The sequence below is a fragment of the Albibacterium profundi genome, from assembly GCF_042159835.1.
Classification (GTDB): Bacteria; Bacteroidota; Bacteroidia; order Sphingobacteriales; family Sphingobacteriaceae; genus Albibacterium; species Albibacterium profundi.
Window position 1 is genome coordinate 181,976 of record NZ_JBBVGT010000001.1, and the last position, 15,149, is coordinate 197,124.

The following is a 15,149-nucleotide window of genomic DNA, read 5'->3' on the forward strand; positions in this document are numbered from 1 at the left end:
TTTTTTGCAAGAAATAGGGAGTTTAGTGAAAAACAATTATATTTGTCACACTAATTATTGGCATGCAAGAAGAAGCTTTTAATCGTTACTCATTATTATTGGACTGTACGGCAAGACGTGTCAAACAATACGCACAACTCCAATTTAATCAAGGAAACTATGGTGTGACGGTTGATCAATGGATTGTTTTGAAGAACCTGAATGAGTCTGATAACATTACACAAAAAGAATTAGCTAAACTTTGTGGAAAAGATCAGCCAACATTAACTAGGATTCTTGACTTACTGGTAAAGAAGGAGTTTGTAAGCCGAGTAATGCATGAGCAAGATAGGCGTTCTTTTATTGTGAGATTAACTGATAAAGGTAGAACCAAGGTTAAAGAAATGACCCCGTACGTAAAGGATATTAGAATGAAAGCTTGGGAAAATTTGGAGGAGAGCGACTTTAAGCACTTACAGCGTATATTAAATACTATTTATAAAAATTTAGAACTAAACGATAATGATTAATACGGATATCTGCATCATTGGGGCTGGGCCCGTTGGACTATTTGCTGTTTTTGAAGCTGGTCTATTGAAAATGCGTTGTCATTTAATTGACGCGCTTCCCCAGATTGGAGGGCAACTGTCAGAGATATATCCTCATAAGCCGATTTATGATATCCCTGGCTACCCCACAGTGAAGGCTCAGGAGCTAATTGATAATCAGCTAAAACAAATTGAGCCCTTCCACCCTACTTTTACATTGGGCGAACGGGTTGAAACAGTCAATAAACTTGAAGACGGATCTTTTGAGCTTATCAGTAATGAAGGCACCAAAATACGATCAAAGGTTATTGTGATTGCGGCGGGTTTAGGATCGTTTGAACCAAGAAAACCAGCTGTCCAAGGCTTAGAAAACTTCGAAGGTAAAGGCGTAAGCTACATGGTGAAAAACCCAGAAAGTTTTAGAGATCAACGTGTGGTCTTGGCGGGTGGCGGAGACTCTGCACTGGACTGGACGATCTTCTTGGCGGATATAGCCAAGGAAGTAACATTGATTCACCGCAGTGATAGCTTTAGAGGAGCACCGGACTCGGCACAGAAGGTATTCAACTTAGCGAATGAAGGACGGATCAGATTGCTATTGCAGAGTAATTTAAGCTCAGTACACGGCAATGGTAGAATTAGCAAAATTGGTGTCACAGACAAAAGCAAAGTAGAAAGCTTCATAGAAGCTGACTCATTAATCCCATTATTTGGCTTGAGTCCAAAGCTTGGTCCGATCGCTGATTGGGGGTTAAATATAGATAAGTCTGCGATAGAGGTAAACACATTTGATTATAGCACGAACGTTGACGGCATATTTGCTATCGGTGATATCAATACATACCCGGGTAAGCTAAAATTAATTTTATGCGGATATCACGAAGCTGCGCTTATGGCACAGAGTGCATTTAAATATGTTTTCCCCGATCAAAAACTAAGTTTTAAATATACCACAGTTAACGGAATTAACGAATTCTAGTATCATTGTTGTTAGAAAATGCAGGACAATATAATTACAATCACCGTAGAAGATCAGGAAGGTACAGTTCGTGACCTTGAACTCCCTACGGATATAAGTTTGAGTTTAATGGAAGCGCTTAAAGCCTCCGAGTATGATATTCTTGCCACGTGTGGAGGGATGGCTCTATGTGCTACCTGCCACATTCAAGTACAAGATGACTTCGATTTGCCCTCACCCAATGATGATGAAGCCGATATGCTCGATACGCTGCATAATGCCGAATACAATAGCCGTCTCTCATGTCAATTGCGAGTTTCACCTGCGCTTGACGGGATGAAAATTAAAATTATCGGAGCTGAATAATTGAATCATGGAATAATGGTTAAAATCACTGAATGTCCACGGGATGCTATGCAGGGAATAAAAGATTTTATCCCTACAGACATCAAAGCAACATATATTAATCTGTTGCTGAGAGTGGGATTCAGTAGAATCGACTTTGGAAGCTTTGTTTCTCATAAAGCGATGCCGCAAATGAGTGACACGGCCGATTTGGTCGGGAAATTGGATCTTAGCAATACCAACTCCTCGCTCTTGGCTATTATTGCCAACTTAAGAGGTGCGAAAGATGCCGTCGATTTTGATGAAATATCTGTATTGGGTTTTCCTTTCTCTGTTTCAGAAACGTTTCAGCTAAAAAACACGAACAGCACGATCACTGAATCTCTCCTGCGTGTTGAGGAAATTAGTGAGCTCTGTCATCAAAAAAGCAAAATACCATTAGTTTATTTATCCATGGGATTTGGAAACCCTTATGGAGATGAATGGGATGTAGAGGTAATTTTAAACTATACGAATCAACTTGTAAGTTTGGGTATCAAAGAGTTTGTGTTGGCTGACACGGTTGGGATCGCCAGCGTTGAGAAAATAAACGATCTTTATCCCCATCTAAAAACAGAATTCCCGCAGTGCAATTGGGGTATTCACCTTCACAGTACACCGGATACAGCATATGAAAAAGCTAAAGCTGCGATTGCAGTGGGATGCGATCAGATAGATTCTGCGCTACGAGGCTTTGGAGGCTGCCCTATGGCGAGCGATGACCTCACAGGAAACCTAGCCACTGAAACGCTTTTGACTGCCTTAGAAGCTACGAAAACCTCTCATGATGTTATTGACATGAATGCATGGAAGGAAGCGCTTAATTATAGCAACAAGGTATTCGCTAATTGAGACCGCAACTCTGAAAGGAAAACTAAGTAAACAAAAAAAGGAGACATGTACATGCCTCCTTTTTTTAAAATAGATAGATTGGATTCAATTTATTTTACTGCGTCTACAACTGCTTTAAAGGCCTCTGGTTGGTTCATTGCCAAATCAGCTAAAACCTTACGATTTAAGCCAACATTATTTTTTGACAATTTACCCATCAACTGAGAATATGAAATTCCATGTTGACGAGCACCAGCATTGATACGCTGAATCCATAATGCTCTGAATTCTCTCTTTTTGGTTTTACGATCGCGATATGCGTATTGTAAACCTTTTTCTAATGTATTTTTGGCAATGGTATAAACCTTACCTCTAGATCCATAATAGCCTTTGGCTAATTTTAAGATCTTTTTTCTTCTTCTTCTAGAAGCTACTGCGTTAACCGAACGTGGCATAATTAATTTGTTTTTTGGTAATAGGCGACGTGTTTTCCAACGTACTTACAACCCGATACCTGGTTATTGATTTCTGTTATTATTTTCCTATTGTTAGCATACGCTTTACGTTCCCCATATCGCCATCAGCAACCAAGCTGGTTTGACGAAGGTTACGCTTGCGTTTAGTCGACTTCTTGGTTAAGATGTGACTCATGAATGCATTTTTTCTTGCAATTTTACCTTTTCCAGTAAGCTTAAAACGCTTTTTAGCACTGGAAGTGGTTTTCATCTTTGGCATAATTCTATTTATTTTATCTATCTATTTTTATCTTTCATCCTTCAGAAAGAAGGTTTTTATTTTTTTGCTGCTCCTTTGGGTGCAACGGTGATAAACATTCGCTTACCCTCCAATTTCGGAAGAAGTTCTACTTTTCCATAATCTTCAAGCGCTTGAGCAAAACGCAACAGCAAGATTTCACCTTGCTCCTTATAGACAATCGCACGACCTTTGAAGTGTACATAGGCTCGTACTTTCTCGCCTGACTCTAAGAACTTTTGAGCGTGTTTTAATTTAAATTCAAAATCGTGATCATTTGTATTTGGCCCGAAGCGAATTTCTTTGATTACCGTTTGTTTTGCATTGGCTTTAATCTCCTTAAGCTTCTTCTTCTGCTCGTAAACGAATTTACTGTAGTCAATAATCTTACAAACAGGAGGATTGGCATTCGGAGAAATCTCAACCAAGTCAAGATCCTGCTCATCAGCCATTGCAATAGCTTGTCGAGTTGGATATATTCCTTGCTCCACGTTGTCTCCAACCAACCGAACTTCTGTAGCTCTTATGTGGTTATTAATTCTATGATCGGGTTCTTTCTTTTTAAAAGGTGGCCTAGGGCCCCTAGATCCTGGTCTTTTTAATGCCAAATTTTTTAATTTTAAACGGTTATTTCTTTTGTTAATTGTTCGCTAAATGCCTCTACACTCATTGTTCCTATATCACCTACTCCATGTTTTCTTACTGAAATCTGTCCACTTTCAACTTCCTTCTCTCCTATTACTAACATATAAGGGATCTTTTTGATTTCAGCATCACGAATTTTTCGTCCTACCTTTTCATCTCGCAAGTCAATTAAGCCGCAAATATCGGAATTATTGATAGATTCTAAAAGTTTTTTTGCATATTCTTCGTATTTTTCCGACACAGGAAGAATTATAAACTGCTCAGGTGCAAGCCATAACGGAAAGTTTCCACCACAGTGCTCAATCAAAACAGCCACAAAACGTTCGAGGGAGCCGAAGGGTGCTCTATGAATCATGACAGGTCGGTGTTTCGTGTTATCACTACCTGTGTACTCCAGTTCAAAACGCTCAGGAAGGTTATAGTCAACTTGAATGGTTCCAAGCTGCCATTTCCTACCCAAGGCATCTTTAACCATGAAATCCAACTTGGGACCATAGAAAGCAGCCTCTCCCGTTTCTACAACTGTTTTCATTCCACGTTCAGCAGTGGCCTCGATGATCGCCTGTTCTGCTAACTTCCAATTATCATCAGATCCGATATACTTTTCTTTATTGTCAGGATCTCTCAACGAGATTTGTGCCGTATAATCGTCAAAGCCTAAAGCCTTAAAAACGTATAAAGTAAGATCAATTACCTTTTTAAACTCATCCTTCACCTGATCCGGACGACAAAACAAATGGGCGTCATCTTGTGTAAATCCGCGCACACGTGTTAATCCATGTAACTCTCCGCTCTGTTCATACCGGTATACTGTACCAAATTCAGCAAATCGCACCGGCAAATCCTTATAAGAACGAGGTTTGGTTTTGTAGATTTCGCAATGGTGCGGACAGTTCATTGGCTTTAAGAGAAATTCCTCTCCTTCTTGTGGAGTTGTAATCGGCTGAAACGAATCAGCTCCATATTTTTCATAGTGACCTGAGGTTACATATAGGTCTTTGTGACCAATATGGGGGGTTACAACCGGCTCGTAACCCGATTTGATCTGTGCCTTTTGCAAGAAATCAATTAATTTCTGGCGTAAAGCAGCCCCCTTAGGAAGCCACATCGGCAATCCCATTCCAACTTTTTCGGAGAAGGCAAAAAGCTCTAACTCTTTACCGAGCTTACGATGGTCACGTTTCTTCGCTTCTTCGATCATCTGCAGGTATTCCGTCAGCTCGCCTTGCTTAGGAAAACTCACACCATAAATTCGGGTCAACTGCTTTTTCGTTTCATCACCACGCCAATAAGCCCCAGCTACATTTGTTAACTTGATAGCTTTAATGAGCCCTGTATGAGGAATATGTGGTCCGCGGCACAGATCTGTGAAATTCCCCTGTTTATAGAATGTGATATTGCCATCGTCTAATCCACTTAGAAGATCAAGCTTATACTCATCCGCTTTTTCGATATAGTATTTTTCGGCATCAGCTTTCGAAATAGATTCACGAAGGTATTCAGATTTTGTTCTCGCTAGTTCGATCATCTTCTTCTCAATGGCCGGAAGTTCATCGGAAGAGAATTCGCGATCACCAAAATCCACATCGTAATAAAACCCAGTTTCTATAGACGGTCCGATTCCGAATTTGGTTCCGGGATACAAGGCTTCAAGGGCTTCAGCCAAAAGGTGAGCGGAAGAATGCCAAAATGTGGATTTTCCCGCATCGTCATTCCAAGTCAGCAATTTGACAGTCGAGTCAGCCTCAATAGGCCTACTTGAATCCCATACTTCTCCGTTAATTTCTGCAGCTAATACATTGCGAGCTAAACCTTCTGATATAGATAGGGCAATTTGATGAGCAGTAGTTCCCTTCTGAAACTCTTTTACAGTTCCATCAGGAAGAGTTATTTTAATCATTTACAAATATGATTTTAGATTTTCTATATACAAAGATACTAAAAATGATTAACTTAATGCTTCACCAACCATCTCCAGAAGCTTTTTGCTCTTAATAATACCCTCTTCTTCGCTCAGGTTTCCGCCTTCATACTCAATTCCAACCCAACCTTTGTAGCGAGCATCCTTCACCATCTTCATCATCTTCATATAATCAATGCCACTTTCATAGCCATCTTCCGTGAAGTCGTGTGTTTTTGCACTAACTCCTTTGGCGAAAGGCATCAGGTCAGCAACCCCTTGATAGCGATCATATTCATAGAAGTTTCCAAAATCTGGCAAGGAACCACAGTTTTTCATATCAACCGCTGCAAGTACGCTGCTTAACCATTGGCCATCAGATGACAAGCCACCATGGTTTTCAACAATGACATTGATTTTGTAATCTTTCGCAAACGTACTTAGTTTACTTAAACTTTCTACAGCTGCATCTTTCATTTGTTCAGGTGTACCTTTACCTGCGGCGTTAACACGAATAGATTTACAACCTAAAAACTCAGCAGCTTCTACCCATTTGTAGTGATTTTCAACCGATTTATTTCTAACATCAGCGTTAATGTCTGCTAAACTTCCTTCTCCGTCAATCATAATCAACACATTAGTTACCCCATTGTCCTTCGCACGTTGGTTCAACTCGGTTAAATACGTTTTATCTTCCGCTTTATCTTTAAAAAATTGATTTACGTACTCCACACCGTAAATACCAAATTTCTTTGCCGCAAGCTCAGGGAACTCCATATTCGTTAACTTTCCACCATTAATGGTACGATGTAACGACCATTCCGCTAAAGATATTTTAAAGAACATTTTCTTCTTCGCAGCAAAGCTGTCTAAAGGTAATGAAGGCAATACTGTTAAGCCCAATGCTCCGATACCTAATTGTTTTAAAAACTCTCTTCTTTTATTGTTTTCCATGTTGATATGTATTTTTTACTATTAAATATTAGCCCAACCATGCGCCAATACATCGGCTATGTGCATTGTTTTAACGGGTAAGTTGTGTTTATCAATATAAGCTTGAAGATGAAGCAAGCAAGAAACATCTGTCGATATAATATAATCCGCATCCATTTCCAAAGCATTATAGACTTTTTGCTCTGCCATTGCAGTGGATATTGAGTCGAACTTAACTGCAAAAGTTCCCCCAAAACCGCAGCATACGTCTGTGTCTTTCATCTCGACTAATTCCAAACCGTCTACCTTTGACAAGAGCTGTCTTGGTTCTTCTTTTATATGACAATCTCTGAGCCCTGAACAAGAGTCGTGATAAACAGCCCGGCCTTCTAATTCCGCACCAAAATAATCTTTCTTTATTATGTTGACAAGAAAATCGGACAGTTCAAATATATTGCTTTGGATATTGCGACATCGATTATGAACTACGGTATTGGTAAACAAGGCATTATATCCATGCTTAACCATGCCTGTGCAAGATGCCGAGGGAGAAACAATTGTCCTTTCATCAGTAAAATCGTTTAAAAATTTTGCCCCCACTTTCTTCGCTTCGTCAAAAAAACCAGCATTGTAGGCTGGCTGACCACAGCATGTTTGCTCGGGATTATAGATGACTTCACAACCAGCCTTTTCTAATACTTTAATGGTATTAAATGCTGTTTGTGGATATAGCTGATCAATAAAACAAGGAATGAAAACCTCGACTGTATTGTTTTTAATCATATAAAACAAAGTTAGAATAATAATTAATATCCGATAGTAATCACAGCCTGAAAAATATTCACTTCACATTTGCAAAGCGCGAACCTTCGGCACCCGAAACAGTAATACCAATGCAATTAAAAAGAAGATTGCGAGGACCAGTGCCGAAGTCCGGATATCACCGGTGAGCTCCTCAACAAAACCAAATGTAAACAGCCCAATGACGATAGCAATCTTTTCAGTGACATCGTAAAAACTGAAAAACGAAGTTGTATCTTCTGTCTGATCAGGAATAAGCTTCGAGAAGGTTGAACGTGAGATTGACTGCGTACCACCCATTACCAAACCAACAAGAACGGCCAATATGTAGAATTGGATTTCACTATTAATCACAAAAGCCGACAAACAAACGATGATCCATAGAAAAATAACAAGCATTAGAACTTTGATATTCCCGATTAGTCGCACTAACCGCGACATCAAATAAGCACCAGCAATCGCAACCAACTGTATAGCTAGTATCGTGACGATAAGTTTCGACGCACCCAAGTTCAGCACCTTCTCTCCAAAAGCTGCCGAGACTAACATAATGGTTTGTACACCCATCGCATAAAAAAAGAAGGCTAGTAAAAACCGTTTTAAAACAGGAATACCTTTGATATACACGGTCACCTTTTTCAACTCTTGGAATCCCTTTTTCAGAATTTCTTGTTTCAATCGGCCATTTCTCTTAGTGCATTTCGGAAGTCGTCTAAACGATATTTGTGAAAAAATGATCCACCATACGCCAACCAATAAAAATGAAAAACGAGCGGGGAAGGACGCATCGCTAATACCGAACCATTCGGGTTTAATCACAAATACGAAGCAAATTATCTGCAAAATAACACTACCAACATAACCATACGCAAAACCTTTGGCGCTAACGCTGTCTTGTTGATCTTTTGTGGCAATTTCTGGCAAATAGGAATTATTAAATAGCACACCTCCGATATAGCCCATTGCAGCTAGGGATGAACAAATGACACCTAGTTCTAGAGTCTCATATTCAAAGAAGAATAAGGCCATACATGCGAACGCACCTACATAGGTAAAAAGTTTCATCAGCGCTTTCCTGTTTCCTTTGTAATCTGCTATAGCCGAGAGAACCGGAAGAATCAAAACCATAATCAAGTATGAAAAGGCGAGGGAATAATTTGCTAACGCTGTATTGATAAAACTAAAGCCAAAGAAATCAACTTTATCTCCATGTTCTTCCGTAGTAGTAATAATCGTATAATATGCAGGAAAGATAGTTGACGTGATAACGAGATTGTAGGCTGAGTTTGCCCAATCAAACATAGCCCAACTGCGGATCGTAGATTTATTGTTTTTGGTAATATTTTCCATTATTCATTTTAATTTTACCCGAGTCAATGAGTTTTCGGATAAAGTCGAGTTTAATTTTCTCGTTGCCGCTTTCAATTCCTGCTACCAGCTCATCAAGAGTCAAAGGGCTAGTCGCTAAAAGATGGGTCAATTCAATGTAGATGTTAGCTTCCACTTCTTCAAGGCGTTTGCCCTTATTCTTCAACAAGCAAACATCGCATATCAAACAATCGGCTTCAGCATCCTCACCAAAATACGCTAAAAGTTTGCGGCTGCGGCATTGGCCGTCGTCTAGATAATTAAAGATAGCATGAAGTTGTGATTCAGCAACCAGCTTTCGCTCACGAATATAATGACGATCAATTTCGAGGTGGCCCGTATCACTTCGGGGACGAAGAAACTGTAGCTGTGGATTGTCTTTTTGCTTCAAATAGGAAAGTACGTTCATGTCATGCATTTGCTGCAATAAACTGACGATGTGCTTAGGGTGCGTATTTAATTTGCGTGCGAGGTCTCCTTCATGAATATCAACGAAGTGATCAAAAGCGGGGCCGTAAGCTCTGAGGATAACTTTGATTAAAGCGTCCATATTCACATGTTCAACTTGGAAACGATAGAGTTCCGTCGCATCAATTTCAAAACTGATCCGAGAAGGTAGAAATACATTTTCGGAAACAGTGATCCATCCGTCTTTTTCCAAAAACTTCAGCGAAGCTATCGTCTTGGTAACGTTTAACGAGAAACGTCTGCAAAAATCTCCTAAGTTAAAATCAAACACTACCCCCTCTCCCGCGCCGTAAGCTAGCTGATAATAATTACCCAGCTGGAAGTAGATCTGAGCTATTTCCTGCACACTTGGGAAGCTTTGCTCAAAACTAGATTTCAGCTTTAAACGGTCCGCTTCGTTATAGAGCAATACTGCATAGGCTTTATTTCCATCCCGACCGGCACGACCGGCCTCTTGGAAATAAGCTTCAAGGTGTTCGGGTATGTCCAAGTGCACTACCCACCGAACATCTGGTTTATCGATCCCCATCCCAAACGCATTGGTTGCAACAATGACATCCGTTTTATTTTTCATCCACGCATCCTGCTTTTGACTTCTTTCGAGCGAAGTTAACCCCGCATGATAGTAGTCACCTTTGATATTATTCATGATCAAAAACCTAGCGATCTCCTTTGTTTCACGTCGGCTACGGACGTACACAATGCCAGATCCTGGTGTCCGTTTACTTATTCTTAACAGTCGTTGCATTTTGTTTTCCTCAAAAAGCACCATATAAGCCAAGTTTTCACGAAAAAAGCTTTTCTTTAAAACCTGACTACGTTGTAGATCAAATTCAAGTTTTTCCTGAATATCTGTCGCCACACGAGCAACAGCAGTTGCGGTTAAGGCTAATATTGGCACTTCGGGATGCAGCGAGCGCAGAACTTTAACTTTAAGGTATGAGGGGCGAAAATCATAACCCCATTGAGAAATACAATGCGCTTCATCAATCGCAAACAAACTAATGTTCATGTGTTTGATTCGTTCCTGAACAAGCTCATTTTGTAAACGCTCTGGTGAAATGTACAAGAACTTAACGTCGCCGTAAATACAGTTGTCCAGCGCAATGTCTATCTCCCTTTTCCCCATCCCGGAAAAAATAGCTGTTGCTTTAATTCCTTTAGCTTTCAGGTTTTCTACTTGGTCTTTCATTAATGCTATCAACGGGCTGATAACAAGGCATATTCCCGGTCTTGCTAAAGTCGGAACTTGAAAGCAGATCGACTTGCCTCCACCTGTAGGCATCAGAGTCAATGTATCTCTACCTTCTAATACTGAATTTATAACGTCTTCTTGAAGCGGTCTAAAAGATGAATACCCCCAATATTTTTGTAAAACTTCATGGATTGTCATGGATCGTAAACATGCGTTAATGACTTACCAAACATAAGCATTATTATTTTTTAGAACATACATCGGGAGGTTCATTTTTTCCGTCTCTTCTGTGATTTCTCTGATATACCACCACGCATTTGTTGCATCTAAAACTACTTTCTCAAAGTGAATTTTAGAATAAATTTCGGATAAACTAGCTAATGAGTTGTTTTTAAGATAGAGAATATCTACATCAATAGTGCCCTGTACATCGACATTGCCATCGTACAAAAACAAACTTTTGTTCCGAATTTGAATAAAACGATTAATGATCAGCAACTCATCACGCGCCAAGGTATCGGCTATTCCGATAAACTCAGCTTCCTTTCCGAAAGCCGAAAAATTAGGTTTAACCGAATACTGAAAGGATGCATCCTCTTGGTCAGAAAAGTCGGTATAGAGAAAAGCACCCTCTTTTGAAAAAATACCGATTGCCGTATTTTGTCCAGCATTATAGATTATGATTTCGTCGGTTCTCAACTCCTTCATTTTTAGTAGCGACCAGTCGCCAACAAGAAGAAGCATGCCAATACACACAACATACAGAGCCTTTTTCCGACTATACGAGACAAAGAAAACGACAGCTAAAATGATAGTGTAAAGTATTATAAAATGCCACGGCTTACTCCAGATTAAGTTTAAACTAGCATAAGGAAGCTCTTCGAAATACGTTAACACCTTCTTAGTCAAATGGATGCTATTTTCCAGAATCCAAGCTAATCCGTATTGAGCAAAACTACTGGGCAGCAACAACACTAAAATACCTACATACAAAATAATAGTTGCGGGCAGTAAAATAAACAAATTAGCCGGCAGGAAATACAGCGGAAAAAAATGAAAATAGTAGGTCACTAAGGGGAAGGTTGCTAACTGTGCCGCTAAAGAAATCGACATGTAGGACCAAAGAGTCTGTATTATAGAATTTTTATTTCTCAGAATCGAGTTAAATTTAGGATAAAAATACACGATACCGAGTACGGATAAGTATGACAACTGGAAACCAATATCCGAAATGAATCGAGGGTTATAAAGTAGTAAAACAAATGCTGAAAAAGCGATGGTGTTATAGATATTACTTTTTCTAACAATGCTCAAAGCTAAAATTCCCGAACTAAGCATGATTGAAGCCCTGAGAACCGAGGGCGACAGTCCGGTAATAAAGGCATATATCCAAATTAAGGATATCAAGCAGATTGCTTTAATCCACATCCATTTAGATTTCTTTTTCCAAAGTAACAAAAATGAGAAAACAGAAAATATGATTCCGACATGAAGCCCCGAAACGGACAGCACATGAATAGTTCCAGTTACTGAAAAAGTATTTAACAAGTCTCGATTCAACTCACTACGGTAACCCAATACTAACGTTGAGATAATCACCTGAACATCCTTATCTGGAAAAATACTGTTAAACTTCGCAACCATTTTTTCTCTGAAGTCTAACGACCATCGAACCAAAAGCTTTCCCTGTTTCTCTCCTACTTTCTTTATCAGATCCTCTGTTAAATAGCTTTGATGCCAAACTGCCTGCCCAATCATGTACTTTTGGTAATTAAACTCATTGGGGTTAAAATTAGACCTGATTGTGTCGTACTCTGCTACGGCGAGCAATTGATCACCATAAGCATATTTTTTGGTATTATCGTTTATTGTATCTCTTTGGATGCTGATCAATAGTCGTCCGCTACTATTTGATACTATCCCGTTTTTTATTTGATGTGAGACCTGCAAAGGAAAGCGAATGGTCTTTGCCGTTACTTTAGGTTCATCCCCAATATATCCAATAAGAGCGTCTGATGGACGATTGCTGAAATGATCCCGCTGAATTCTCGGATCTTGCTGCCAAGTTCGGCTCCATCCTAAGGAGAACAGGAAGGCATAAAATAAAATACTGAAAAGGAGATAATCCTTGTAACTTGCAAGTTTGGTTACCCAAATGCAAATAAAGAAAAGAACCAGTGACGATATCATCACGATTGTAATGGCGCAGTAGACACCAGAGCGTGGTTGGATCCAATGCCCCATGCTGATGCCAGCGATTAGTACGATTATAAAACGCACAAAGGGCATCGCCATGAGCCGAATATCATCACTTTTTAAATTATCCACGTCAATTAGAGTTGAAAGCGTAATTGTAATCGAATTTCCGATTTGGACCGACCATCGATAAAGTTAAGTCCCGACCCGATGCCCTGATCTTTGTAGAAAAAGCTCGCATATCGAATCCAAAAGTTAATTTTCCGATTGACCCGGTAACGCATATTAACGTATAATCGTAAGCCTTCATTAAAATAAGGAATAGAGGAATGTGCATACAAGACGTTATTTTCGAAAACATAAAGTCTGGAATTATAACCATCGGTCTTAAATCCAGCCAAACGCACATTTCCAGAGATTGCCTTCCCCATAGGTTGGTAGAGTAAATCGTGATATAGCATCCAGCCGGTTTCGGCGCTGCTCGTTCCTTTCTGGTAGGCAACCATTTCGGCACGATTGCGAAAATCTAGACTTTCTGAAATCTTATAAGATGCTTGCAATCGCAGTTGATGACGTACAACATTTTCGAGGATATTGACCGTACTTCCGTCGGACAGGTTTTCTTGTTTATTTCTGTATCGAAACCGAATCGAAAAATTACTTGTACGCGTAGGTGCATATGAAATATGAGAAAACAGGTCGATGCCCTCAGACGGTCCATCTACACGGTATCGGACCCAGGGAAATCTAAAGTAATCTGCATACGCTACCCATTCTATTCTCCTATTGGGGTTCCAGATTAACCCCGTATACAAACCTTTTTCATTTGTTGCATTACTATTTTCAGAAAAGGGCCGGTTTAAAAAGCTGTAAAAATCCTTCTGATAAAACCGATGTAAACCAACGAACGACAATTGGTCGGATAAACTTGCAATCATACCATTGACTAAACCAAAGCCATGGCCATTACTCACGGCTCCTTCTCCAAACAAATACATGTTTTTGTAAGTATATTGATAATACAGGCTTGTATTGGAAAGTGAATTACCCCGAAATGCAAAGGAATTATACAATTGTTGGTTTGGTGCACGCGGTTTATCATATTGTATACTCGAATACGTCCCCCCGATCTTAAAACTCGAAGAACTATATACTAGGTTCCCTCCATATACGAGCATGTCGACCGATCTGCGATTCCTAATTTCTGCCGGTGTGCGATGAAAACCAGATGAGCCGAGAGAGCTGAAACCAATGGAGTCTTTCGTCAACGTTCCATCAACCGCGTTGTATGATATGAACGGAGAAAACTCAAAAGATCCGAGATTAATAGTGGTGGCTAAACCACGAAAATACTGAACTTCGTTCGTTGATGTATGAGGACGAACTCCAATGCCATTACGTGCAACATTATGAACGATCGCGCCTTTTCCAAAGCTATATCCATTCCAGATACCAAGTCCTTGTCCGAAAGCAACACTGTAGTCTCCAATAACAATACTTTTAAATTTTCCGATATTTTGTAAATGCAGGCTGGCAGAATAATAATCAAACCCTTGACGCTGATTTCCACCGAAAAACTCCTCGCCGGGATCCTTCTCCATATTGATCGCAAGCTGAAACTTATTCTCTAGCCGCAATCGGTATCTAATTAACAGGTGGTCAGGTGTGCCCAAATAACGTGATCGTTCTTCATCATCGATTAAATATCCGGCCTGCGACTCTAGTATACGACCATAGCGTAAAATTAAATCGTGCTTTACTTTTTTGAATTTTGATGTTTTATTAGATGTTTCTGACGTTATCCGCACAAAAGGCAGAAGTCGCCGCAAGCTCAGTTCATCTAGTGAGGCTATAGATTGTAATTCGTAAACCGAAATATAAGCGCCACTTTCTTCCCGATGGTTTATAATATCTTGAATCTGTAAATCTGAAAGAAAAAGCAATGCAGCGAGATCTTCATGAGTTGCCGCGTTTAAGTTGATTGGATTACTAAGATAATAAGTAAGCTGTTCTTCAAGCTCTGAGTAGTCGATCTCAGTATCGTCATCTTTTAAGACATTTTCTAATAAATCCTCAATGATTACCGGGTCAAGTTGATGATGTTCCGGAAGATTCTGACTATACGAACTACAAATGCTAAAACCAGCCACCAACACGGTGACAAATAGAAATTTATGAAGCATCATTATG

At 39.7% G+C, this 15,149-nt stretch carries 14 protein-coding genes; 4 read left to right on the plus strand and 10 right to left on the minus strand.

All coding sequences use genetic code 11. The annotated features are described in order from the left end of the window. Positions 1–62 precede the first annotated feature (62 nt). From WKR92_RS00845 to WKR92_RS00860, 4 genes are read left to right on the plus strand one after another with little or no spacing between them, the layout of a single operon-like run. Entirely contained in the window at positions 63–509 is a 447-nt protein-coding gene (locus tag WKR92_RS00845) for a MarR family winged helix-turn-helix transcriptional regulator (protein WP_375555949.1), read from the plus strand. Next, positions 502–1,506, plus strand: coding sequence for an NAD(P)/FAD-dependent oxidoreductase (locus WKR92_RS00850; RefSeq protein WP_375555950.1), 1,005 nt, complete (start codon positions 502–504; stop codon positions 1,504–1,506). The genes WKR92_RS00845 and WKR92_RS00850 overlap by 8 nt, the downstream gene beginning before the upstream one ends. An 18-nt stretch (positions 1,507–1,524) precedes the next feature. Further along, on the plus strand, positions 1,525–1,851 hold the full coding sequence (locus tag WKR92_RS00855; RefSeq protein WP_375555951.1) for a 2Fe-2S iron-sulfur cluster-binding protein: 327 nt from the start codon (positions 1,525–1,527) through the stop codon (positions 1,849–1,851). Positions 1,852–1,866: 15 nt separating this feature from the next. Continuing rightward, positions 1,867–2,721 (plus strand): hydroxymethylglutaryl-CoA lyase-like TIM-barrel protein, encoded by an 855-nt coding sequence (locus WKR92_RS00860; RefSeq protein ID WP_375555952.1) that lies wholly within the window; start codon positions 1,867–1,869, stop codon positions 2,719–2,721. An 89-nt stretch (positions 2,722–2,810) separates the two neighbouring features. On the opposite strand, the gene rplT is transcribed toward WKR92_RS00860, so the two are convergent. From rplT to WKR92_RS00910, 10 genes are all read right to left on the minus strand, one after another. After that, positions 2,811–3,155: a 50S ribosomal protein L20 gene (gene rplT / locus WKR92_RS00865; RefSeq protein ID WP_375555953.1), complete on the minus strand. Its 345-nt coding sequence runs from the start codon at positions 3,153–3,155 to the stop codon at positions 2,811–2,813. A gap of 79 nt (positions 3,156–3,234) precedes the next feature. Further along, the gene (gene rpmI, locus WKR92_RS00870) at positions 3,235–3,435 is read right to left on the minus strand and encodes a 50S ribosomal protein L35 (protein ID WP_375555954.1); all 201 of its coding nucleotides are present in this window, start codon (positions 3,433–3,435) and stop codon (positions 3,235–3,237) included. 56 nt (positions 3,436–3,491) lie between these two features. After that, positions 3,492–4,061 (minus strand): translation initiation factor IF-3, encoded by a 570-nt coding sequence (gene infC, locus WKR92_RS00875; RefSeq protein WP_375555955.1) that lies wholly within the window; start codon positions 4,059–4,061, stop codon positions 3,492–3,494. Positions 4,062–4,072: 11 nt separating this feature from the next. Further along, positions 4,073–5,998: a threonine--tRNA ligase gene (thrS, locus tag WKR92_RS00880; protein ID WP_375555956.1), complete on the minus strand. Its 1,926-nt coding sequence runs from the start codon at positions 5,996–5,998 to the stop codon at positions 4,073–4,075. Between the two features lie 48 nt (positions 5,999–6,046). After that, complete coding sequence (locus WKR92_RS00885) at positions 6,047–6,952, minus strand: sugar phosphate isomerase/epimerase family protein (RefSeq protein WP_375555957.1); 906 nt, start codon at positions 6,950–6,952, stop codon at positions 6,047–6,049. A 21-nt stretch (positions 6,953–6,973) separates the two neighbouring features. Next, positions 6,974–7,714 (minus strand): (Fe-S)-binding protein, encoded by a 741-nt coding sequence (locus WKR92_RS00890; protein WP_375555958.1) that lies wholly within the window; start codon positions 7,712–7,714, stop codon positions 6,974–6,976. Between the two features lie 63 nt (positions 7,715–7,777). Then, entirely contained in the window at positions 7,778–9,082 is a 1,305-nt protein-coding gene (locus tag WKR92_RS00895; RefSeq protein ID WP_375555959.1) for an MFS transporter, read from the minus strand. Beyond that, the gene (locus WKR92_RS00900) at positions 9,057–10,961 is read right to left on the minus strand and encodes a RecQ family ATP-dependent DNA helicase (RefSeq protein ID WP_375555960.1); all 1,905 of its coding nucleotides are present in this window, start codon (positions 10,959–10,961) and stop codon (positions 9,057–9,059) included. Before WKR92_RS00900 ends, WKR92_RS00895 begins: the two co-directional genes overlap by 26 nt. Before the next feature lie 24 nt (positions 10,962–10,985). Next, positions 10,986–13,091, minus strand: a complete 2,106-nt coding sequence (locus WKR92_RS00905; protein WP_375555961.1) for a ComEC/Rec2 family competence protein — start codon at positions 13,089–13,091, stop codon at positions 10,986–10,988. Positions 13,092–13,096: 5 nt separating this feature from the next. Beyond that, positions 13,097–15,145, minus strand: a complete 2,049-nt coding sequence (locus WKR92_RS00910) for a ComEA family DNA-binding protein (RefSeq protein ID WP_375555962.1) — start codon at positions 15,143–15,145, stop codon at positions 13,097–13,099. Positions 15,146–15,149: the final 4 nt, after the last annotated feature.

Bases quoted from the DNA above. Each gene is read 5' to 3' on its own strand.
- WKR92_RS00845 (WP_375555949.1), top strand. From the start codon at position 63: ATGCAAGAAGAAGCTTTTAATCGTTACTCATTATTATTGGACTGTACG.
- WKR92_RS00850 (WP_375555950.1), top strand. From the start codon at position 502: ATGATTAATACGGATATCTGCATCATTGGGGCTGGGCCCGTTGGACTA.
- WKR92_RS00855 (WP_375555951.1), top strand. From the start codon at position 1,525: ATGCAGGACAATATAATTACAATCACCGTAGAAGATCAGGAAGGTACA.
- WKR92_RS00860 (WP_375555952.1), top strand. From the start codon at position 1,867: ATGGTTAAAATCACTGAATGTCCACGGGATGCTATGCAGGGAATAAAA.
- rplT (WP_375555953.1), bottom strand. From the start codon at position 3,155: ATGCCACGTTCGGTTAACGCAGTAGCTTCTAGAAGAAGAAGAAAAAAG.
- rpmI (WP_375555954.1), bottom strand. From the start codon at position 3,435: ATGCCAAAGATGAAAACCACTTCCAGTGCTAAAAAGCGTTTTAAGCTT.
- thrS (WP_375555956.1), bottom strand. From the start codon at position 5,998: ATGATTAAAATAACTCTTCCTGATGGAACTGTAAAAGAGTTTCAGAAG.
- WKR92_RS00885 (WP_375555957.1), bottom strand. From the start codon at position 6,952: ATGGAAAACAATAAAAGAAGAGAGTTTTTAAAACAATTAGGTATCGGA.
- WKR92_RS00890 (WP_375555958.1), bottom strand. From the start codon at position 7,714: ATGATTAAAAACAATACAGTCGAGGTTTTCATTCCTTGTTTTATTGAT.
- WKR92_RS00895 (WP_375555959.1), bottom strand. From the start codon at position 9,082: ATGGAAAATATTACCAAAAACAATAAATCTACGATCCGCAGTTGGGCT.
- WKR92_RS00900 (WP_375555960.1), bottom strand. From the start codon at position 10,961: ATGACAATCCATGAAGTTTTACAAAAATATTGGGGGTATTCATCTTTT.
- WKR92_RS00910 (WP_375555962.1), bottom strand. From the start codon at position 15,145: ATGATGCTTCATAAATTTCTATTTGTCACCGTGTTGGTGGCTGGTTTT.